Below are 21,624 nucleotides of genomic sequence, written 5' to 3'. Positions count from 1 at the left end.
CAATAACCACATTACATCCATTGATGTTGCGATCATTGAAATTCGCAAAAAAATAAGAGCTTGAATTATCTCCACGCTAAACTTAACCTCCTGCCGCATTGTTGATTTTGATATGGACCACGAGGTCAATATTAATAAAAAAACAACAGTTAACTTTGTTTTTAGTTAAAAGTAAAACTAAAAACCCGTGTAAGAAAGTAGTATTTTTTGAAGTTAATAACATTCAAAAAATATAGCGTGTAAATCATTAAGGATAACGAATGCATAAGCCTATTTTGATGAGTGTCCCACTCATTGTGATGTTGACTGCTTGTGGGGGTTCTGATTCAGAAACTAAAACTGAAGTCGGAAAACAAGCACCACAAAATACAATAACGTTTAGCGGAACGGTATACGATGGTCCAATGGCTGATACCACGGTTTCTGTATATGCCGGACACAACCTTCTCGCATCAGGAAAAACAGATGTAAATGGTAAGTACTCTGTAAATGCTTCAATTTCTGTTGCAGAGTTTGACAAAATCAAATCCCAGCCAATCACATATCATGCTCAGCGCAGTGACATTATCCTTTATCAATTCTCCGGAACGAGTTTGGCGGAAGCTTTTAAAAAAAACTAATCAAGCACTGATTACAAACTTTTCAACGGTCGAATACGTCGTTGCTGACGAAGATAAAAATAATTTCGTCACAGCAGCTGAATAGAATTCTTATCAACAACTTGATAGCAATTTCACAGAACTGGTGGTTGTTCGTTATGGTGTTGGCTTAAAGTCTGTTATTGATCATTCTGCAAAATTAGCAGGTTTTAAAAACAGTACAGCTTGGTTGCGAGCAGTACTTAGTGATCCAACATGGCAAGATTGGTATAAAGCAAATACTAAACCTTACAAGCTTGCATGGGATACCTTATTTTCCGACACATGGTTTGTAGAGCAAGAATCACACCGTTTTGAAGACATTAACGCGTGGAAAACAAAACATAATTACGTTGTAGCTGAAGGACCTCTCGATCCTGATGCCGCTTTTGTCAAGCGCCTCACTATGAGTGGAATCTCTCAGAAAGTAAGTGTTGGCGATTTACTCAGCCCATCAATTAAAGCATTTTGGTCTGACGACACTTCATCCGATGTTAGTGGCCTTGCAACATATTCAATAAGTCCTGAAAAAGCACTGACAAGAGTTAATGGTGGGCAGCTACAAGTTAACAGTGCAGGAACTATAACACTTAAAGCTGAATATAAAGGCTCTTTCGATGAGGTTACTTTTGATTCTGAAGCGGCGGTACTGGCATCATTACGCTTTGATTCTATTCATCGTCAACAACTGCTACATGACGAATGGAAAGTTACTGCCCAAGGCGTACATCAAAATGATTATTTAGTCGACTTCAGCAATGAAGCCGAATGGACGTCAAGCAACCCTGAAACTATTGAATCCTTAGGCAACGGTCGCTTCCTCAGCAAAGGTGTAGGTACTGCAACGGTTACTGCCACTTTGGGTGATCTCACTGCAAAACAACAATTTGATGTAATTGCGAAAATAATTAGCGTAAGTTTGAACTTACCTAACGGCATTATTTCACGTGAAGAAACCATACAATTGTCACTCAACGGTGAGTTTAATGACGGTAGCGTCAGTGTCATTACCGACGAGGTTATTTGGACCAGCAGCAACCCAGAGTTCCTAACTATCGATGAAAATGGGGTGGCTACCGGCATCGCGGAAGGTCAGTCAGTGGTTACCGCGACCTATCAAGGTTTTACACTTGAAGAAACCGTAACAGTAACTTATCCGAAAATAGTTAGTTCAACACCGAGTTTTGTTGATGGCGTGCTGACACTTACAGAAGGGGACATTCTTGAATATGGGTTTACATTTACCCGCTCAAATGGCGTTGAGCATGTATTTACCGCTACCGAGCATGGCTTGAATTTTGAATCTTATGGATTTGGGGATCGATGGGATCCGTCTGGTATTCAGATAGCAGAAATAGACAAAGACAGCGATCGTATCCATGCTGTACGTTCTGGTAAAGACAAATTAGAAATTCTAAATGTACCAGTAGAACTACAGCAAATCTTTGCCGAGTTAGGTGCAATCACAGATATTGACGATTCCCCTACAATGATTAACTTAAAGGTCAACGTACTTGACAACGCTGACGTATACCAATGGCACTACTTGGATGGAAACCCACCAGCAGGCCAAACCGTAACGGTTGTTCAGGCGATACAGAGCGGCAATACGCTATATCGTTTCTGGCAGGTCGAAGGCGCTGAACAAGATGGTATCTATTTAACCAAGGTAACATCAAAAGGCGAATCGACCCCTGCTCTTGTACTAGCCGCTTCCAAGGATGAATATGATAGCCAGCATGAGTTAATAAGAAATGGAATTATTCACGATTACTATGGCTATATTTTCCTGCTAATAGACAGCACAAACAGAGCAGCCGCTGATAGCCAACTCGCTTACCGCTATAAGTTGAGTGACGGCAGCCTGACAGAAATACCATTGGCAAATTACCCGAATTCAACTGTTAATATGACTGCGGATAGCTTTGCCTTCACGCCAAACGGGGACTTTGTTGTTACTAACCAGCATTACACAAAAGGAGAAATACCTCATATTTACCACTTCGAAACGGGAACATGGGAAGAAAAAGCCCCAATGCCTGGCGAACGAATTCAAACGCCGTCGAACAAGAGTCAAATAGCCGTTTTAGATACCAAAGACAGCCCAGTGTTAAGGACCTTCGATTTGGTAACGCAACAAATCACCACTCAAGAGTTGGTGATACCTGGCGATGCCGAATACTTCTGTCGTAGTGTCGAAACCATGAGCTTTGCTATTGCAAACGACATAAAAAACTCTGGTGCAGGCTGTATGGTTGCGAAAGTTGGCGAGTGGGATGGCATCGGTTATTGGCTGTGGGATTCTATTGCCGAACTGCCGAAGTTACACCTTTTTTCAGAAGGTTATGTTCGAGGAACCTCTGATGTTTATGCCGTCGCTTACCGTAAACCAGATGGACACATCGCATTTAGTGCTGCCGGCGTTACAAATAAAGCGGGTGATTATGTGTATGACGTCGCTGAAATCATTGATGTGGAGGTTGAGGGTATTATAGAACAACAAGTAAGCCATAAACGCCTAACTCAACGTGGCAAGACACTAGAGGGCTATTACGCTCGCCTTGTTAGCTTACAAGATGGCGCACAATACACCGTCAACAACGCTGATGTACCCAATGAGTCGATTACCATCTTTAACAAAGGTACCGCCGTACGTGATGAGCATGGCCAATGGTCAAGCGATAAGTATATGTATGCGCTGCCAGCATATACAGATAACTCCAACAAGCTGTACAACCTTGGTGATACCATTGTAATAAGCCAAGAAGGTAATTCAACTAAGACACAATACTGGCAACTTCAGATGCGCGAACCTAAGGTTGTAGAGCAACCTGAAGAGCCAGTAACACCTGAAGAACCTGTTGTTCCTGAAGAGCCTGTAGTACCCGAAGAACCCGTTACTCCTGAGCAGCCTGTCGAACCGACGCCTGCACAATAAAATACGACGGATACACAATAACGACTTAGGGCTACGCTTGTAGCCCTTTTTTAGTTTTTCGGCAATTGATCCCAGCGAAATGTCGGGCCGTCTGTACAAGCGTATTTGCTCTCCATATAGCAGTGACCACAGGTTCCTACTGCGCAATGCATCCGCCGTTCAATGGACAAATAAATAGTGTGGTCGGAAATACCATAGGCAACCAAATACTCCGCCAGCGAGTACATCATCGCCTCGGGGCCAGCCAACAGCACAATCTCCGGTAGCTCGCCGAAGCTGTCCAACACCGTTGGGAGAATATCACTTGGCGTTCCCATGTATTCATTGTCACCGCCATTGACTCCCCCCTCTTCAATGGTGTTGTATACCGGAATAATGTGTTGCCAGCGTTCTCGCTCCGGATTTAACATCTGCGTTTGCCGTGAACGGGCACCATAGATAAGCGATAACTGAGTATAGTTTTGGTGTTCAATAAGTTGATTAACCACACTCACCAAGGGTGCCAGACCACAACCGCCACCGATGGCCAGTATCCGCTTATTAGCAATCTCATCCATAGGCCAACCAGCACCAAACGGGCCTCGAGCACCCAATATCTGACCCGCCTCTAACTCAAACAATTCAGATGTCACCGCTCCCATACGGCGGATCAAAGCACGAAAATAACCATTTTCATCAGGTACTTCGGTGAAGCTAAAAGGCGCTTCACCAAAAGTTGGGACGCTGAGCATGAAAAACTGCCCGGTCTGGGTGTGTCGCCACTTGGCATGATGTTCGTGAGTGGTGATTTCAGGCTCTTCCAGTAACCGGAAATGAAAATGCCGCGTGTGCTCGCCATCGTCATAAAAATCAACGAGCTGTACAGCTGAAGGCGTGAGGTTATGCATCGTCGACGATCCTCCTCATAATCGAATGAACACCAATAACGCCTGGGCAGGCTCGTTCGCAACGGCCACAACCCACACAGCCATATCGGCCAAATTCAGGAAGAAAATCGTCACTGAACTTGTGGTACCAGAAACGCTTAACCCGCTCACCGGCCTGTTCGGCCGGATTATGAAAACTGGCTTCACGCTGGAACCCTTCATATAAGCATGAGTCCCAAAAACGCACATGCTGGCTCGCTTGGTTATCTTGACCGGCTTTGTTATTTTGAATAGCTTTACTTTCTGACGCCCCGATCGGCTGACTGTGAGTACCATAACAAGAACACGTCGGACACAGTGTCGTACAACCGGAACATCCTAGGCATTGGACACCGACTTGTTGCCAAAAGGAAGGCGGTATGAGATCCGCATTGAGCTTATTGATCCCCTCACTAATATACGAATGATCCTCAAACTGCTGCTCGCAATGGCTCAAATTATCCCAGCGTAAACTGATCTCGTGCGCAGAGGCAGGTGTGAGCGTTAAGCCATGAATTGACTCTTTACCCAATGCCGTAATAGCCACCAGCAACCAGCGGCCATCTGTGAGCGGATGCAAAATCAGATCAGCCGTTTCATCCCGGACACCCGGTCCGGCATTGACCAAGTAACAGAAGCCTTCTTTGCAAGGTTGTACACAATCAATACCCACTAACAATCCCTGCTGGCGACGCGCCTGATAGTAAGGATCTTGTTCAAAAAAAATATCCTGATAGTGAATAGCCATCAAGTCACAGCTCAGCACACCAAAAAGCACAAAGGGATCGGGCTTGGGTAGTGTTTCACGAAAGAATTGGCCGTCGAAAACATACAGCGGTTCCTGCTCGGCAAAAAAGAAGCCCTTGGCGGAGCTCTGTGGCATTTTGTGGGTTAATGGCTGAAAGCCTTCCTGCTCAACTTCGTCTAGTTCAATCTGCTGCCAGTGGGGATCACCGTCATTGTCAACCACCTGATAGAACAGGCGTGAATGGGACAAATGTGATTGCAGCTCATAAAGTGACTCAAGCAAGTACTGCTGCATGTTATTGTTCCTCCCACAGTTGTTGCGCAGTTTTCGGCGCTTGATTAGGTGGTAGCGGAAATACCGACACGGCACAGGCTTTCAGCTCGGGCATTTTGGTGAGAGGATCCTGCGCCGTATTGGTTAGCTGGTTCGAGGGCGCCTCCTTGAAATGATAAGGCATACTGACCAAGCCCGGCGGAACATCATCCGTTATCATCGCTCGAGTCTCCAGATACCCACGACGAGACCGAACACCTATTGGCGCAAATCGCTGTAGCTGAAGGGCTTTCGCATCGACAGGATTGATAAACAATACGCCTGCTGGCGTTTCCCTTTCCAGCAGCGGTGACTTACGGGTCATGGAGCCGCAACCATAATGAAAATGCAGGCGATTGGTGGTCAGCAATAATGGAAACTGCTCATCGGCGGGTTCATCAATGGCGGTAAAATGAACCGGCATTAGTTTCGCCTTCCCAATTGGAAAGGTATCACGGTGCAAAACCTCCGTGCCCTGTGGCGCATCCCGGTTACAAGGCCATTGCAGCCCGTGGTGTTGTGTCAGCCCTTCGTAACTCATTCCCTGATAAGACGGCGTCAACGCCGCCATCTCATCAAATACTTGTTCACTGGTCTCCCAGCTTAACTGCTGGCTTCCCAGCTTTTCAGCCAAGACTCTAAGCCACTGCCAATCTCCCTTTGCCATGCCGGGCGGAGCCAATACTTGTGATATCCGCTGAACGCGTCGCTCACAATTCGTAAAGGTACCGTCTTTTTCAGCAAAAGAAGCGGCAGGTAGCACAATATCTGCCAGTTTGGCGGTTTCTGTCATGGTCAGTTCAGCCACGACCAGCAAGTCCAGCGCTTTAAGCGCCGCCTTAACATGATTCTGATCCGGATCAGTGACCACCGGATCTTCACCAAATAAAATCAATCCACGAAAATCACCTGACAGAGTAGCCTTGGTCATCCCCAACGACGTTAACCCCGGCCCCTCGGCAACTTCCCCTCCCCAGCACTGAGAGAATTTATGCTGAACATCGGCCGCATCCGCAGCCTGATAACCGGGATATACATTTGGCAAACAGCCCATATCACAGGCCCCCTGCACATTATTCTGACCTCGTAACGGGTTTATTCCTGTCCCGGGACGGCCAATCTGCCCGCAAACCAATGCCAGATCTGCAAGAGCAATAACACTCTGGGTTCCGCTGACGAACTGGGTGATCCCCATACCATAGAAGATCATCGCACTTTTCGTCTGGCTGTATGCCTTGGCAACCTTGCGGACTAACTCGGCACTGACTCCAGTAATCGGCTCAACAGACTCCGGGGTCAGCTTCTCAACATTACTAGCCAAAGCCTCAAATCCTTCGCAGCGTTGTTCAATAAAGGATTGATTGTGCCATTGCTGCGCGATGATGGTATGCAACATGGCGTTGATAAGAGCAATATTACTACCGGGCTTGAGCTGCACATGCATATCCGCCATTTTCGCCAATCGCGTTTCCCGCGGATCAATGACAATTAACGGAGTTCCCTTAAGGTGAGCATCAACAATATGGCCGCCCAAGATACTGTGATTTTCTGTCGGATCGGCACCGATCACCACGATCAAATCAGTGTCGTAAATATCTTTGGCGCTGTTGGTCATCGCTCCTGAGCCCAAAGTCTGCTTCAACCCGGCTACTGTCGGGCTATGACAGATCCGAGCACAGTGATCGATATTGTTGGTTTTCAGCACCGCACGGGCAAACTTTTGCGCCGCATAGTTATCTTCATTGGTTGCGCGGGCACTGGAGATGACCCCGACAGCTTCAGGCCCAGCCTCTTCAAAAATGACTTTTAGAGAATCACAGATCAAAGACAGTGCTTCATCCCAGCTAATCGGTTGGAATTTGTTTGTGATCCGTTTTAATGGCTGAGTGATCCGGTTATCGGGATGAACGGCATATGCCGTACTCCAGCCCTTTTCGCACAGTTTTCCGCGGCTAATAGGATGACTGGCCTGAGGCTCAACGCCAGTCAGTTTCTGCTGTCCATCGACTTTGAGGCATATACCACAGCCCACTCCGCAAAACGGACAGATGGTTTTTACAATCGAGGAAGTCATAATCATTACACAGCACATATCCAGTAATGGTCTGAGTATAGCAACCTCTTACCAACCTGAAGCTTTACTGACAGTTTGTTACTTATCTTCTGGCTTAGACGGCGTCTGGCCCCGCTGGTAGATAACATGATAAACGAAGCCAACCAACACACTGCCCCCGACAAGGTTACCCAAGATCACTGGGATTAAATTTCCAATAAAGCCCAATAAGGTAACCGACTCGGCCACAGTACTTCCCCCTGTTTCACCAAATACATTGATCAGCATTGCCAAAGGGATGAAATACATATTCGCAATACTGTGCTCAAAACCAGCAGCCACAAAAGCTGAAATTGGAAAAATAATTGCGACGCTTTTGTCTATTACACTTCGTCCGGCCAATGCCATCCAGACCGCCATACAAACCAGCACATTACACAATACCCCGCGGAAAAACGCAGTCCAAAACGGTAAAGAGCATTTCGCTTCCGCTATCTTAAGATACTGCTCGGCAATAGCCCCTTGATTTAGTTCCGTATGGCCAGAAAGGAAAACGAGAACAGCCAAGCCTGTTGCACCAATAAAATTCGCCCCGCAGACAACCACCCAGTTATTGAATAACTCCGATGTGGTAATTTTTTTATCTGCCCACGCCATCGCCAATAAATTGTTACCAGTGAACAACTCTGCTCCCGCGACAACAACTAACAGCAGACCCAATGAAAATGACAATCCGCCCAGCACCTGCCCTGTTGCAAAACTAAAGCTGGCATCGGACTTAACCAAAACAAAATACAGTGCGCCAAGACCTATAAAGGCACCTGCGAGAATCCCCAGCATAACCATCGACAACAGTGGCAAACGCGCTTTAACGACACCTATACTGTCTACTTTTTCAGCTATCTGCTTTGGGGAAAAAGCATCAAAACCATAGATATCACCCATGTTGGCTCCTAAGCATCAAGAGAATCACGTTCATTCAGAAGTACTCCATCCACCCATCCAAGGTGGCCTTACCCAGTTTAGTGGTTATCCGTATCGTCTTGATACTTAAAACTGAGAGCCACTCGTAGTGGATTAACGCTCCTAATTTTGCTTCTCCCTATATACTTAAACGTATTCGGCACAGTGGTTACAGGTATCGTTGTATATGCATGTCCGCCAATTCCAGTCTTCCGTTCTCAGCCTAATAACAGCATTAGTACTTGTTGGCTGCAGCTCAACCTCAGAATCATTTTTTAGTTCAAGCGAGTATCGTTTTCATGATTCGGCCCAAAGCTTTATCTCTCTCAACAAAACGCGCAACAATGGGGCGGTTGTAGACAAAGGCCTGTTCTATCCTAAAAGTGCTTTCTCCTTCACTTATCGATATTGTGCCGATACCCCACAAAGTGCCAGCAATGACATTCAGGAATTCCACCAATTGGCTAAACGGGTCTGCGATGCTAATGTCGGCCAGCTTATCCACCAAGATACCGGTACCTGGTGCGTTTATAACCCCAACACTGTCGATGAAAGGCCTATTTTCTATACCAAAATATCCAGTACCGAACTATGGGCCGACCTGTGTCTCGATGGACCGTTTGTCACCTTGAAGGTAATCGAGAATACCGAAGCGAGTCAGGAAGAATGGTATGAAGCTGCAAAAATATTGGGTTATCAGCCATATTCGCCATATCGAAAGCTAGTTACCCCATCGGAACTAGGGCAACTGCCTCAACCTCAAAAAGAACCCATCGCCACTGAACTTTGGAACGAAGAGAGTCAATATATCTATACCAATATCGGATCTGTCGTCTGTCTTTATAACCGTCCCGAAAATTCTGCTATCGGTTATACTTATCTAGGCACAGTGCACAGTGTTGATAGTGGTTTAGTAAAGGTTGCCGCCACGGCAAAATTAAGGGGAGATATCAGAACCGCACCAATTCTGGAACAGCTAGACTGGCACAGGATGGCATATATTACTGCTGCGGCAAACTCATGGTTTGTTTGCGGTTAGAATAGGCTATTGCTGAATATACTGCTATTTAGAGAAAGCCTCCGAAAGCAAATAAACTTCAGAGGCTATATATAGTCATTCAAATATTAAATAAATTAATACAGATGTATATTAATAGTAAACTATACCTTCGCCTTGCGTTACCAAGGTACCAGCTTCATTAATAAGAATTTTCTCTAAATCAAAGAGAGAACCAATTGCTGAATTGCCACGCCCTGTTTCTACGAACTTACATACCGCTTCTATTTTTGGTCCCATAGAACCGGCAGGGAAATTAAACTCAGCCAAACCTGATGGTGTCGCCTTCTTCATCTCTGCTTGATCTTCTTTACCATAGTTTCGATAAATAGAACCATCAGTCAGAATAATAAATAAGTCCGCATCAATTTTCTCAGCCAGAAGCTCTGCGGTAAGATCTTTATCTATGACACACTCAACTCCAGTACTCTGGTCATCATCAAAACAAACTGGCACGCCACCACCACCACAGGCAACAACGAGATTACCAGCATTAAGCAAGGTCTCGATTTGCTTCAGCTCGACAATGTCTTTCGGCATCGGAGACGGCACTACACGGCGATAGTACTCACCATCGGCTTTAAAGACCATTGATGAATCGGCCATGATTTCCTTTGCTCGTTCTGCTGTATACACTGGCCCGACAAATTTGGTCGGATTAGCAAATGCAGGATCTTCTTTACTCACCTCTGTCTGAGTTACTAAAGTAGCGATATCAAGCGACGGATCAGTATTACGTAGTTCCTGCTGCAGCATATACCCCACCATTCCGCAAGTTTGCGAACCTAATACATCCATTGGATAAGGTGTGGTCTCTGGAGAATATTCTTGATAAGCCGAATTTTGTTCCATTAATAAACCAACTTGCGGTCCATTGCCGTGAACAACAACAATTTCATGCTCTTTTGCAATAGCGGCAATACTTGCTGCTGAATTTTTAATATTCTCACGTTGGTTTTCAGCTGTTAATGCCTGACCTCTAGCGAGAAGTGCGTTTCCACCTAATGCTAATACTATACGCATATGATCGTATCTCCTATATTATATTTGGAGTTATTGTTTTAATTATATGATTATCTTTATTATAACAAGATGATATTTAACAAAGATATCAAGGCCTATTATTAGCCTATTATTATCTTTCAAGAAGAATTAATGAAAGTGGCGTTATAGTAGGTGAAATCTTTTATCGGTAATGTGATAAGTATCAAAATACTATTTCACTAGGCATGGTTACTCCGCGAAGCAATTATTCATTATACGAGTAATTATCCGTACTCTATCCAGCAACCTGCCCGGAATGATGATTTTTCAGCGAATGATTCGTCAATAGTGAATATTCTCTCAACAAATAAAAATACTCCACTCACTATTTTTATTCAGAAATGCTAACTTGGTCACAATAAGTTCAAGCTAAATAGCGCAACAAATGAAACTAATCACTTATCATGCTGATTCTGCCAATGAAGCCAAGGCGAAGCGTAAACACATGAAGTAACTAAATAAATGTTGCTTATACCATCGCATTTTTATATAAACTAGATGATCATTAATAAATATAACTATCAATATCTTGAAATCTAACGTCAGTTCAACTCAAATTTTCTATCATTTGCTGGATCTCAGTGAGATAGAACAGCAGTGCTATATCGATGAGCTCAAACGCCTACAACCTGATCTGTACCGTAAAATTCAGCCTCTGCTCTCAGCGAATACAATGGACAACGGGAACCTAACCGAGCTATTTGGCTATCATGCCCAGCAAGCTGTAACTGACGACGTCTGTTTTTCCCAGCTCCTTATTGATAAGTACAAAATCCAGGATGAAATTGGCCGCGGTGGAATGGGCATCGTCTATGCAGCTGAACGCTGCGATGACACTTTTGAACAACATCTGGCAATCAAATTTATTCAGCCATCTCTAACACAAGTTCTCGGCAAAGCCTTTCTGTTTCAAGAAGCGCAGCTACTCGCCCGATTAAATCACCCTTATGTAGCTAAAGTGTTCGATGGCGGAGAGCATCAGGGCTATGTCTATATCGTGATGGAGAAAGTCGAGGGGCAGACATTACGCCAAGTTATTGGCTCAAAATCTCTGAGATTGCGTCAGAAATTACAGCTGTTCATCAAGATCTGTCAGGCTATTTCACATGCCCATCAAAACCAGATCCTTCATGCTGATATCAAACCGGAAAATGTACTAATTGATGATACTTTTGCTCCCAAAGTGCTCGATTTCAATATTACCCAAAAGCAACAGCTATCACCGTCAGACACGACAGCTATCTTGGCATTCAGCAAATACTTCGCCAGCCCGGAGCAGAAAAACGGTACCTATCTAACCAACCAAAGCGATATCTTCTCTCTCGGCAAACTGCTGTTATTTATGATCGGAGACCAGCATACCCATTCTCTCTTGAAATCAGATTTACACTGTGTGATTCACAAAGCAACTCAGCATCAGCCCGACAAACGCTATGCCTCTGTCATCGAGTTCATGACAGATATCGAGCACATCCTAGCCAAGCGGCCAATTAGCCTGAAATCACACCTCCCATTCTATGTTGCTAGAAAGCTGATACAGCGACGTCCAGTATCTCTCGCGCTCAGTGCAAGTCTCGTTCTCAGCGCAGTTCTGTTTTCTGTAGCTTTGGTTCAGAAAAACCACCAGCTTGAACAAGAAAAGACAATCGCAGAAAACATGATGTTTGAAGTCACTAGCTTGCTGTTTCATAGCAAAGGAGATGTCAACAAGTTCATGTCAGTACAAACCATGTTAGAGCTCACTCGACGAAGAATATTGTCCAACCCCGATTTACCGCAACACATTAAACAGAAAATGCTGCTGGCTATGATGACCCCGGTTCCCGCTAAACGCCAGGTCAAGCAAGATTGTCAGCCCAACTGCAAACAACATTCTTTAGAAAAGGTTACACAGTGATTGAACGGACTTTTATCGTTGCAGGTATAACACTCGCCTGCAGCAACGTTTTCGCAAGCTCTGAAATCCAGACAGGCTATTTTATCGACGCACCGGTAACCGGGCTCTACTATAAGACCAGCTCCAGCCTGGAAGGCTTCACTGATAAAGGTGCCTTTCAATACAACACGGGCGATGTGATCACTTTCTTTCTAGGCTCTGACGATTCATCCTTCCCGCTCGCGACGCTCTCAGGCCAAGAAGTGATTACACCAACACTTGCCTCGACAACACCAAGTCGAAGCGTAAACATGACGCGGTTATTGCTATCTCTAGATAGTACGCCCGAAAACCGCGAAGAAATTCTGCTGATCAGCAAAGCGCTCTCAGATCCTGAGTTTCAGAAAAAACTCAAACAGGTGAATTTACTGGCTTTGGATACCTCTCAAGAAGTGCTTGGGTTTGATCTGGTTTCCGTCAAAGAGGCCGCGCAGCATCTGGATGAAAGCCAATCTTATATCGAAAAAAACTTCACATCGAATGAAGTAATCCTGCACCCATTAAACGTAAAATATAAGAATATAATCATTAAAAGACGCGATTGGCAGGGAAAACTCTGCTTCTATGACGTTGCAAAAAAGTCTTCTCCCAACTATTTCGGTCCTATCGGTAGCATGACTTACATGATCACCCGCAAAGGCATTTATGAATACCCGGATGTGGGGGATTATTTCGGCAGTACTGATAACTCAGTGCCAAGCTGCGAGCTCAACTATAGCCGTCGCTACAAAGAAATGATGTTCGAGCCTATCTCGGTGTTTGATGGATGGGACGGGCTCATAGGTTGCGCAGCCAATGGCTGTACAAGAAGTGATCTCAACGGCTTTTCGGTGGATGACTACGATGATGAAGGCGACTGGAAATACCGTACCGTCGCAATTAACTATGATCCCCATACCAAGCTGTTAATGCAAAAAACGCAAGGACTGGGGCCAAAAGAGACCGTTCGTCACACCAACCGTGCCGAACACATCTGGTTCACTTCTAATGATGATAGTAACCAACATATCAATTTTGACGGGATCTGGCTTGAAACGCTTTATGCCAATAATACCGATATTTCTAATCAGTGCTTATGGATAAAAGCAGGCGAGGTACTCTCCGCTAAAACCAACAGCACTGAGTGCCCGACAAATCAGAGCGCATACAAGAATAATGTGACAAAACAACATGGAGACATGTGGTGGCTAAGCCCTAACAACGCGCAGGCTAGCCTCGCCCAGCTCAATGCCCCTGTCAAATGGTACGACGAAGCATCAAATACGCGTTACACCAGCTGGGAGTATTTACCGAGCGGAACAAACTGGGGTCAAGGTGTACTCTACCGCTTACAACAAAGCATTGTTACTGATGAGAACGGTAATCAGCAGGCGCAAACCCATCAAATATCAGAGCTAAGAAAGTACCAACGCCAGGAATCGTAACCATGAGCAATAATATCACCGACATAATTCAACAATGGCATGCAGGCGATAAACAAGCGGAAACCGATCTGTATCAGTTTGCCTACCTGCAACTACGATCCATTGCCCAAAAAGAACGGGCACGAAGTGCCAAGAAGTACGGTGACAGCAATCAGGTTCTCAGTGACTGTATCAACAATACCACTGCATTAATCCACGACGCTTACCTCAAGTTGGCAGGTTCCGATATGTCACATATAGAGAACCGTCGTCAGTTTTACCTGATGGCAACTAAAGTCATGAGACAAATCCTCGTCGATCACGCCCGTAGCCTCAGCGCAAAAAAAAGACAGCAAGTCACCGCCGTTCAGCACGATGACGATAATCGATTCGAACAAATGCTAAGCATGAACAAAATGCTGGATAACTTCAGCCTGCACTATCCTCGCCAGTCGGAGGCACTGAAGCTAAAGTATTTACTGGGATTGAGAAACCAGGAAATCAGCGAACTTCTCCAATGCAGCAGCAGTTTGATTGAAAAAGACCTCAAATTCTCTCGCTGCTGGCTGCAGGCTAAAATGATTTAACGCCCCTACCAACAATTTTCTTAAATTTTTTTGGCAAAAAATTGTGGTTTTTTGCCTCTTTTCCGTCCCTTGATAGCCGCTCGGAACAGCTGTACTTTTTTCGCATAACAATACACCAGTATCTATCCGCTACCCGAAGCGGATCCATAAGGGAATAACAAAATGAAAAGAATTGGCTTACTTGCAGCGTCTGTGGCTTTGGCTCTCACTGGTTGCGGCGGCGGCAGCGACAGTAATTCAGGTAACGGTAATACAGCCCCAACCGAAAGCACTCAGGCTGTGATCAAAGCAATCGACGGCTACCTCGTTGACGCTGAAGTATACATCGACCGCAACAAAGATGGTGTTGCTGACTCTGGTGAAAAGCTTTCTTCACTCACCAACGCCAAGGGTGAAGTCACCATCAGCGCTGCAGACACCCAATTCCCTGTGATTGTAAGAGCCATCGCCGGTAAGACATACGATACCGACAAGGGCGGTCGCCTTACCCAGACTGTCGAAATGACAGCAGCAGCGGGTTCAAATGTTGTCACCCCATTCACAACACTGGCGGCAATCGAAAACCTGTCTCTCCCAGAACTTGCAGCAAAACTGAACTTACCTGAAGCAGTCATTGCCGGAGACTACGTAGCGAGCAAAGCCAACGCCGATGTTGCGCAAGAAGCTAAAAAAGCCCATGCTGTTGCCCGCTCTCTGTCCTTAGAGCTAGGCAATACCATTTCTGAGTCTCAGGGCGACTCTAGTAAGCTACTAACGAAGTCTAGTGAAATCATTACGGTGGTTGATACTGCTGTTAATAACGGTGATGAACTGGATGATGTTCTAATTACCTTCGACGACAGTGGCGCAGCAAACAAAGCCGAAATGCCGCCAACAGTCAAAGAACACTTTACTGGTAACACCTTCAGCTCTATCAGCACCAACGAAGCCTACTTTAAAAAAGAGGGACTAATTACCGCTACGTTTACTGACACCGAAGTTCACGGCTTAGATGACAGCGGCAAAGTTATTGGAGAATGGCCAATCACCTATACCAGTAACGGCTTTAAAAGCAGCGACGGGCTCGATGAGGTTATCTATATGAGTGATGCCTTCACCTTGGTAGTCACAGCTGATAACGACATGATTTTCTACACAGAGACCAATATCGATAACGGCTATACCGCTCAAGCTGCTACCGAAGCCATGTTCAAGGGTAAAACACTCTATCACCTTTGGGATGACTCAACGGGCAGCAAAGCCAGACCAACATTTGTTACCCTGAAGTTTGATCCAACGAAGAATGTCGTTGATGTCATCGAAGATGGTAAAGCCAAGCAGCAAGAATGGTCAATTTCGAATACTGGCCAAATGATCATTACTGAAGTAATGGAAGGTAAAGATTGGGTGATCCAACCAACGACACTCGGCAACGATGATTTCACCGTATTCTATGAAGGTACATATAATGAGAGCATCCCGTACTTCTTTACCGAAAATAAAGACTTGGCTGTTAGCCTTTACGATGAGTGGTACTCTCTAGCACAATAATATCGCATAAATAAAAGTTAAAATATAATTAGCCCTTGCCGACACCATCAGGTATCAGCAAGGGCTTCTTAGCAAAAATGCCTACCCCATCACCAGCCAGACACTGACGCCTACCATCATACTTCCCGCGATCCGATTCATCAGCATAACATTGCCACGCTGTTGTAACAGGCCCCGCAAAGTCCGGCCTCCCGCGGCATATAGCAACATACAAATCAGTTCAAAACACAGGATCACACTAATCAGCACAGCAGCCTGCGGTTGCAGCGGCAAACTCGCATCAATAAACGGAGGCAACAGGGAGATCATGAATGCCCAGGCTTTCGGGTTGGCAATGGCCGTGACGAAACCCTGAGTGGCCAGAGCAAGCGGCTTGACGCTTACCTGAGTGTCCAAATCGGACGGTATAGCCATTTTCCCTCGAGAGCGCCACATCTGGATCCCCAGATAAAATAGGTATGCGCCGCCCAGATATTTCAGTGCCAGAAAAAGGTTAGGCCGAGCCAGCAACACTGTTGCGACCCCCACCAAAGCAGACAGAGAAACTAGCCCCACACCAGCAAGCTCGCCAACCATCATCCACAGGCTTCGACGAACACCAATGGTCATACCCAATGTCATCGCCAGGGTCATACAGAGTCCCGGGGTCGCTGATACGAAAAAGAAAGTGGGGATAAATACTAATAAGACAGAAGGATCCATGAGGCTCGGTACAAAAATGAGAAAAAAACAGTCTACACATTCATCAGACAAATACCAAAGAAATAATTGACAGCTACCCCATCTAAATATCACTTGAATAATCACGAAAGAAAAGGCATCTTGAATGAACATTCAAAAAAGATTCACTTTCTTTAGGGAAACTACTATGTCTTATGAAGTGTTAGTCGGCCTTAACGTTATTGATGACCGCCGATATCAAGAATACAGAACAGCAATGAAACCGATCCTGTCACAATTTGGCGGTCGCTTCGGCTATGACTTTAAGGTTTCAGAAGTCCTGCAATCTGAAGTCGAGAACAACGACATTAACCGCGTCTTTACAATCAACTTCCCCAATCAAACGGACATGGAAGCCTTCTTTTCAGATACAGAATACCTGAACGTCAAAGCGCGGTACTTTGAAAGCTCGGTAAAAAGTACAACAATCATATCAAGCTATGAAAAATAGGCTCAGGGCTTAGCCTAAGTAAGCTCTTAGCATTAGTCAGGCTTCTGAATCAGCACTCTAAGTCAGTCAGCGTTGGTACCATACCGGGATAAAGTTAGTTTTCATTACAAACAGGACGTTATGAGCAATTTATTCAAAGACATCTATTCAAAATCCTTTTACGCGACATTTTCTGAAACCATGGCCCTTACCATCCCTTCATTTAACAAAGAGGTGTTTGACAGCCTGATTTTCAACAATGAATTTGCCGGCTACGAGCTAAAAGAAAGAATGATTCACACAGCCAAAGTTCTTCATCACTTCCTGTCAGATGATTTTGGCGAAGCCGCGGAAACAATAAAACAACTGATAGCAAATTTGCGTATTGCTGGAATTAAAGAAAAAAGCATTGAATACATGTTTTTCCCTGAGTACGTCTCCATGTACGGAATTCATGACTATGAAAATTCCATTCCGGCATTTGAATATATCACCCAGTTTACCAGCTGCGAATTTGCTGTCAGAGCTTTCATATTGAGGTATGAGGATAAGATGCTCGCGCAGATGCTGAACTGGTCAACCCACAGCAACAACATGGTCAGGCGACTTGCCAGTGAAGGCTCCAGACCTAGACTGCCATGGGCAATGGCATTGCCGAACCTGAAAAAGGATCCAATGCCTATCTTGCCTATTTTGAACAACCTTAAAAGTGACAGCTGTGAGATCGTCCGGAGAAGTGCTGCCAACAATCTCAATGATATCTCTAAAGACAACCCTGATTTTGTCATAGAGCTTGCGAAAAACTGGCAAGGAAAAAGTAAAGAAACAGATGCACTCATCAAGCACGGCTGCAGAACGCTGTTGAAGCAGGGAAAACCGGAAGCCCTCGCACTGTTTGGTTTTGACAGTAAAAATATTGCACTGTCTGATTTCAAGATAACAACACCGACTGTTGGCATCGGCGATGCGCTGGCATTCTCCTTTTCTGTGACGAACAATAACCCAGCTCCCAAAATGCTGAGGCTTGAATATGGGCTTTATTATAAAAAGAGTAACGGTGAGCTTTCACGCAAAGTCTTCAAAATAAGTGAACGCGAAATCAAAGCTTCAAACCGATAACAACCAGGAAGTTCTACCCCGGTGAACACCAGCTTTCTATCATTATCAATGGCCGAGAAAGCCAGAAGTTGGCATTTGAACTGCGCTAATGAAATATAAGCCAGCCTTATTCACGTGACAAAAAAACACTGTAATATTAATCGAAATTCACTTCTCATTTACCCGTTTTAGTTGAAGGTATAGGTGTTTAAACGTATGGAAGAGGAACAATATGAAACACCTATATTTATTGCCACTGGGTATTGCGTTAAGTGGTACGGCTTTCGCCGAGCTGGGCGAACCGGGGCTTGGCGGTGAAGTCAGTCTTTTGGCTGGATTTAGCGGCGGAAAAAGCAACTTCAATATGGACAAAGAAACCAAAAATGGAGAACTGAATAGCGCGGGAGAATCAGAATCCGGGGCTATGTTTGCTCCTCTAGGGCAGCTTCGTTATACCTTTGGGGATACTAATAACCACCAGTTGTATTTCGGTTCCGCACGAGGAGATATTATCGAAGGTGTGTTTGCCGTAGAACTAGGATATGCCATGGAGTTTGGTAATGAATCTGTCCTGTCATTTGCCTACTTACCCACGATTGCCAATGGTGAAGTTTGGGAGGACCCATATATCACGAATACCGCGAGAAAAAAGACCGATATTTCAGGTAACACTTATCGAATTCAGTATGAAAACATTCTAGATACTGGTCTATCAGGCGATTTCGCATTCTACGACCAAGATATTGATAACGAAAAATCCGGAAGCCAACTGACAAGTAACCAAGAGTTGCTCAATCGTGATGCCAGCGGGTATTACGCGGGCATTTCTATGGGCTTTCCTATCAGCGCAACATCATTTTTGGAACCCTCTATTTCTTACCAAGATCATTCTGCTGATGGTAAAGCTATGTCCTTTAAACGATACGGCATATCATTGACTTACATGCATATGATAGGCGACCATGCTTTTTCGGTTAATGGTGACTACTCCAATACCCAATACGACGCGAAGAACCCGATATTCAACAACACCCAAAAGAATAACAGTTACGGAGTTAATCTTTCCTATGAGTACAGCGAATTCATGGGGTGGGACAACTGGGGTTTCAACGCTCTGCTGGGATATTCAAACACGGCTTCAAACATCAACTTTTATGATACTAACGACTACTTCACAGGCGTAGGCTTATCATATAAATTCTAAATTAAATGGGTTGGCTTTATACCCAGGCCAACCCAACCTAACAGAACCGAGTACTTATCCACTCACGGGCAACTGCAGCGCCGCTTTTACCCCGCCGTCACTGTAAATTATGTCTAATTCCCAATGAAGCCTGCTACACACTTTTTGGGTTAGCTCTAAGCCCAAGCCAAAACTAACGACCTCTCGGTCATTCACTATGTCCGTATCATAATTCTCAACAATTATTCTACCGCACTGATAAGTCACTCTGATCCAGCCTTTATGTGTGTACTGAAAGGCATTCCGAATCAAGTTATTGAGTATGATCATCAACGGTGTTGCCGGTAAAACCTCAACGGGTGCAACATCATAGTCATGAATAACCTCAACACTTTCTCCTTGAATAAGGTAGGTATGATCATCTATTAGCTGCTTGAGTAAGTAAGTGATATTTACCTGATACTCTGCAGGCGCTATATCATTTTTCCTTCCTAACCACAGCAGTGTTTCCGTTATTAACTGCATATTGGTATTGGCTCGCTCAACTCGGCTAAGCGGGCTAAGCGCCAACTCCGGTATGTCCATTCTCTCCAAAATTTCCATGTTGGCCCGGATAATCGCAATAGGTGTTCTAAGTTCATGGCTGGCATGTGATAAGAACTTTTTCTCTCGCTCCATCAGCGCAGCATTTCGCTTCAAAGATTGTTCTAAGCAAGTAGCAACACGATTGTATTCATTAAATTGAAAATCAGGTCGCTCTGAGCCCAGGTTGTCTGTCGATACCTGTTCAGCCCAGTCAACAAGCGCACCGGACTTTTTCCCTACCCGGTAGCTATAAAACCAAAGTGCCATCAATATCAGCACAAGATACCCAACGCCGATATACAGTATGAAAAGGAAGTCCTCATCCCACCGCTCAGTTTCATGATCAGCCAAGAGGTTAAAGTCATATTTTGCAATAGCATACAAAGAGCGGCCATCATGCAGTTTGCCATGGTGAAGCACCAAAACAAACTCATCTTCTAGCAGCTTAGGAACCACCTCATCCCCCATAATAAATAAGAAATCACCAACGTTTAGATCCACACCTTTCAGTATGTCTGATTGCTGCATAACCAGCTTGGGCAGTTCGTCAAAATAAAACGTCATCACATAAGATGAAGGAAGAGGGGCGGTTTTATCTTGCTCATAGGCATTGGCAAACGAGCGGGTCTCAGTCAATAAGCGTAACTCCGCTGAACTCTCGATACCATTTTCAAAATACTGCACTAAAAGCTCGGTATATACGATCACCGTGATTAAGGCGATACCGAAAAAATAGGATGTCAGATTATTACTAACAGAGAATTTTTTTGCCAGCGTCATTTTGTACCTATTATTCTAAACCCATGGCCAGAGACAGTTTCTATCAGCTTGGTTGCAAAAGGCTTATCGATCTTCTGCCTCAACTGGTATATCTGCACTTTTAAGTTATCGCTGTCTGGTGCATCTTCCGACCATAACGTTTCTTCGAGCTCTCTTTTACTGACTATTGCAGGGCTTTTTCTCATCAACATTTCCAACAGCAACAAACAGATTGGAGTCAGCTTAATCTCTTTCCCCTCGCGCCTTACCATTCGAGTATGCAGCTCCAGAACAAGCTCACCGACACATAGCTTTTTCACCTGGCCACTTTTTCTTTTTGCCAGCGCTTTGACTCTCATCGCAAGCTCTTTCATCGCGAACGGTTTTACCAAGTAATCATCGGTTCCAGCCTCAAAGCCCACCTCTTTATCATCGAGCGTATCTTTGGCCGTCAGCATCAAAATGGACGTGTCATTACCATTCGTCCGCAGCCTTTGGCATACCGTTACGCCATCGATTCTTGGTAACATGAGATCAAGTAAAATGACGTCGTAGTTATTTTTCTCCGCCAGATTAAACCCGGTATGACCATTAAAGGCATGATCACAACGGATTCCCTCGTAACGCAAATACTCAGCGATAGAAAGAGCCAGATCCCTGTCATCTTCTATCAATAGAACTTCAGTTAAATGACCTCCGGCAAAGCCGGAGGCTTATTGAGTGACGCCCTCAAAG

Annotated in this window: 17 protein-coding genes and 1 pseudogene; 10 read left to right on the top strand and 8 right to left on the bottom strand. The window is 44.9% G+C overall.

What is annotated here, in order from left to right; genetic code table 11:
• Nucleotides 1-260: 260 nt before the first annotated feature.
• Both EDI28_RS15600 and EDI28_RS15595 read left to right on the top strand, forming a co-directional pair.
• Nucleotides 261-620 carry a hypothetical protein gene (locus tag EDI28_RS15600; protein ID WP_128784822.1) on the top strand — a complete coding sequence of 120 codons (360 nt, stop codon included), beginning with the start codon at nt 261-263 and terminating at the stop codon, nt 618-620.
• Between the two features lie 424 nt (nt 621-1,044).
• Nucleotides 1,045-3,576: an Ig-like domain-containing protein gene (locus EDI28_RS15595; protein WP_128784821.1), complete on the top strand. Its 2,532-nt coding sequence runs from the start codon at nt 1,045-1,047 to the stop codon at nt 3,574-3,576.
• Between the two features lie 50 nt (nt 3,577-3,626).
• Here EDI28_RS15595 and EDI28_RS15590 read toward each other — a convergent pair whose 3' ends face one another.
• The 4 genes from EDI28_RS15590 to EDI28_RS15575 form a co-directional block, all read right to left on the bottom strand.
• The gene (locus EDI28_RS15590; RefSeq protein WP_128784820.1) at nt 3,627-4,463 is read right to left on the bottom strand and encodes an FAD/NAD(P)-binding protein; all 837 of its coding nucleotides are present in this window, start codon (nt 4,461-4,463) and stop codon (nt 3,627-3,629) included.
• A complete protein-coding gene (locus tag EDI28_RS15585) occupies nt 4,456-5,523 on the bottom strand; it encodes a 4Fe-4S dicluster domain-containing protein (protein ID WP_128784819.1) in 1,068 nt (355 codons plus the stop codon). Before EDI28_RS15585 ends, EDI28_RS15590 begins: the two co-directional genes overlap by 8 nt.
• 1 nt (nt 5,524) lies before the next feature.
• The gene (gene fdhF / locus EDI28_RS15580; RefSeq protein ID WP_233353397.1) at nt 5,525-7,621 is read right to left on the bottom strand and encodes a formate dehydrogenase subunit alpha; all 2,097 of its coding nucleotides are present in this window, start codon (nt 7,619-7,621) and stop codon (nt 5,525-5,527) included.
• Nucleotides 7,622-7,693: 72 nt separating this feature from the next.
• A complete protein-coding gene (locus EDI28_RS15575; protein WP_128784818.1) occupies nt 7,694-8,539 on the bottom strand; it encodes a formate/nitrite transporter family protein in 846 nt (281 codons plus the stop codon).
• A 205-nt stretch (nt 8,540-8,744) separates the two neighbouring features.
• Between EDI28_RS15575 and EDI28_RS15570 the strand changes: the two genes are divergently transcribed.
• Nucleotides 8,745-9,596 carry a hypothetical protein gene (locus tag EDI28_RS15570; RefSeq protein WP_128784817.1) on the top strand — a complete coding sequence of 284 codons (852 nt, stop codon included), beginning with the start codon at nt 8,745-8,747 and terminating at the stop codon, nt 9,594-9,596.
• A 111-nt stretch (nt 9,597-9,707) separates the two neighbouring features.
• Here the strand turns inward: EDI28_RS15570 and EDI28_RS15565 are convergent, their stop codons facing one another.
• Nucleotides 9,708-10,637 (bottom strand): carbamate kinase, encoded by a 930-nt coding sequence (locus tag EDI28_RS15565; protein ID WP_128784816.1) that lies wholly within the window; start codon nt 10,635-10,637, stop codon nt 9,708-9,710.
• Nucleotides 10,638-11,187: 550 nt separating this feature from the next.
• Between EDI28_RS15565 and EDI28_RS15560 the strand changes: the two genes are divergently transcribed.
• The 4 genes from EDI28_RS15560 (at nt 11,188) to EDI28_RS15545 (ending at nt 16,114) form a co-directional block, all read left to right on the top strand.
• Nucleotides 11,188-12,555 carry a serine/threonine-protein kinase gene (locus tag EDI28_RS15560; RefSeq protein ID WP_128784815.1) on the top strand — a complete coding sequence of 456 codons (1,368 nt, stop codon included), beginning with the start codon at nt 11,188-11,190 and terminating at the stop codon, nt 12,553-12,555.
• A complete protein-coding gene (locus EDI28_RS15555; RefSeq protein WP_233353396.1) occupies nt 12,552-14,018 on the top strand; it encodes a chromosome partitioning protein ParA in 1,467 nt (488 codons plus the stop codon). Before EDI28_RS15560 ends, EDI28_RS15555 begins: the two co-directional genes overlap by 4 nt.
• Nucleotides 14,019-14,020: 2 nt before the next feature.
• Nucleotides 14,021-14,584 (top strand): ECF-type sigma factor, encoded by a 564-nt coding sequence (locus tag EDI28_RS15550; RefSeq protein ID WP_128784814.1) that lies wholly within the window; start codon nt 14,021-14,023, stop codon nt 14,582-14,584.
• Between the two features lie 162 nt (nt 14,585-14,746).
• A complete protein-coding gene (locus EDI28_RS15545) occupies nt 14,747-16,114 on the top strand; it encodes a hypothetical protein (protein ID WP_128784813.1) in 1,368 nt (455 codons plus the stop codon).
• A gap of 81 nt (nt 16,115-16,195) precedes the next feature.
• Here EDI28_RS15545 and EDI28_RS15540 read toward each other — a convergent pair whose 3' ends face one another.
• Nucleotides 16,196-16,816: a LysE family translocator gene (locus EDI28_RS15540; protein ID WP_128784812.1), complete on the bottom strand. Its 621-nt coding sequence runs from the start codon at nt 16,814-16,816 to the stop codon at nt 16,196-16,198.
• A gap of 166 nt (nt 16,817-16,982) precedes the next feature.
• On the opposite strand from EDI28_RS15540, the gene EDI28_RS15535 reads away from it, so the two are divergent.
• The 3 genes and pseudogenes from EDI28_RS15535 (at nt 16,983) to EDI28_RS15525 (ending at nt 19,566) form a co-directional block, all read left to right on the top strand.
• The gene (locus EDI28_RS15535) at nt 16,983-17,285 is read left to right on the top strand and encodes a DUF1330 domain-containing protein (RefSeq protein WP_128784811.1); all 303 of its coding nucleotides are present in this window, start codon (nt 16,983-16,985) and stop codon (nt 17,283-17,285) included.
• Nucleotides 17,286-17,405: 120 nt separating this feature from the next.
• Nucleotides 17,406-18,472: pseudogene (locus EDI28_RS15530) on the top strand (DNA alkylation repair protein).
• 122 nt (nt 18,473-18,594) lie between these two features.
• A complete protein-coding gene (locus EDI28_RS15525) occupies nt 18,595-19,566 on the top strand; it encodes a DUF2860 domain-containing protein (protein ID WP_128784810.1) in 972 nt (323 codons plus the stop codon).
• A 54-nt stretch (nt 19,567-19,620) separates the two neighbouring features.
• Here the strand turns inward: EDI28_RS15525 and EDI28_RS15520 are convergent, their stop codons facing one another.
• Both EDI28_RS15520 and EDI28_RS15515 read right to left on the bottom strand, forming a co-directional pair.
• On the bottom strand, nt 19,621-20,910 hold the full coding sequence (locus tag EDI28_RS15520) for a sensor histidine kinase (RefSeq protein ID WP_128784809.1): 1,290 nt from the start codon (nt 20,908-20,910) through the stop codon (nt 19,621-19,623).
• Complete coding sequence (locus EDI28_RS15515; protein ID WP_128784808.1) at nt 20,907-21,563, bottom strand: response regulator transcription factor; 657 nt, start codon at nt 21,561-21,563, stop codon at nt 20,907-20,909. The genes EDI28_RS15520 and EDI28_RS15515 overlap by 4 nt, the downstream gene beginning before the upstream one ends.
• Nucleotides 21,564-21,624 lie beyond the last annotated feature (61 nt).

It is taken from the genome of Photobacterium chitinilyticum, assembly GCF_004104355.1.
GTDB lineage: Bacteria > Pseudomonadota > Gammaproteobacteria > Enterobacterales > Vibrionaceae > Photobacterium > Photobacterium chitinilyticum.
Note: the sequence above shows the minus strand (reverse complement) of the source record. Positions and strands in the feature narration are given on the sequence as shown.

Bases quoted from the DNA above. Each gene is read 5' to 3' on its own strand.
- EDI28_RS15600 (WP_128784822.1), top strand. From the start codon at position 261: ATGCATAAGCCTATTTTGATGAGTGTCCCACTCATTGTGATGTTGACT.
- EDI28_RS15540 (WP_128784812.1), bottom strand. From the start codon at position 16,816: ATGGATCCTTCTGTCTTATTAGTATTTATCCCCACTTTCTTTTTCGTA.
- EDI28_RS15550 (WP_128784814.1), top strand. From the start codon at position 14,021: ATGAGCAATAATATCACCGACATAATTCAACAATGGCATGCAGGCGAT.
- EDI28_RS15590 (WP_128784820.1), bottom strand. From the start codon at position 4,463: ATGCATAACCTCACGCCTTCAGCTGTACAGCTCGTTGATTTTTATGAC.
- fdhF (WP_233353397.1), bottom strand. From the start codon at position 7,621: ATGATTATGACTTCCTCGATTGTAAAAACCATCTGTCCGTTTTGCGGA.
- EDI28_RS15585 (WP_128784819.1), bottom strand. From the start codon at position 5,523: ATGCAGCAGTACTTGCTTGAGTCACTTTATGAGCTGCAATCACATTTG.
- EDI28_RS15535 (WP_128784811.1), top strand. From the start codon at position 16,983: ATGTCTTATGAAGTGTTAGTCGGCCTTAACGTTATTGATGACCGCCGA.
- EDI28_RS15570 (WP_128784817.1), top strand. From the start codon at position 8,745: ATGCATGTCCGCCAATTCCAGTCTTCCGTTCTCAGCCTAATAACAGCA.
- EDI28_RS15575 (WP_128784818.1), bottom strand. From the start codon at position 8,539: ATGGGTGATATCTATGGTTTTGATGCTTTTTCCCCAAAGCAGATAGCT.
- EDI28_RS15595 (WP_128784821.1), top strand. From the start codon at position 1,045: ATGAGTGGAATCTCTCAGAAAGTAAGTGTTGGCGATTTACTCAGCCCA.
- EDI28_RS15545 (WP_128784813.1), top strand. From the start codon at position 14,747: ATGAAAAGAATTGGCTTACTTGCAGCGTCTGTGGCTTTGGCTCTCACT.
- EDI28_RS15525 (WP_128784810.1), top strand. From the start codon at position 18,595: ATGAAACACCTATATTTATTGCCACTGGGTATTGCGTTAAGTGGTACG.
- EDI28_RS15565 (WP_128784816.1), bottom strand. From the start codon at position 10,637: ATGCGTATAGTATTAGCATTAGGTGGAAACGCACTTCTCGCTAGAGGT.
- EDI28_RS15520 (WP_128784809.1), bottom strand. From the start codon at position 20,910: ATGACGCTGGCAAAAAAATTCTCTGTTAGTAATAATCTGACATCCTAT.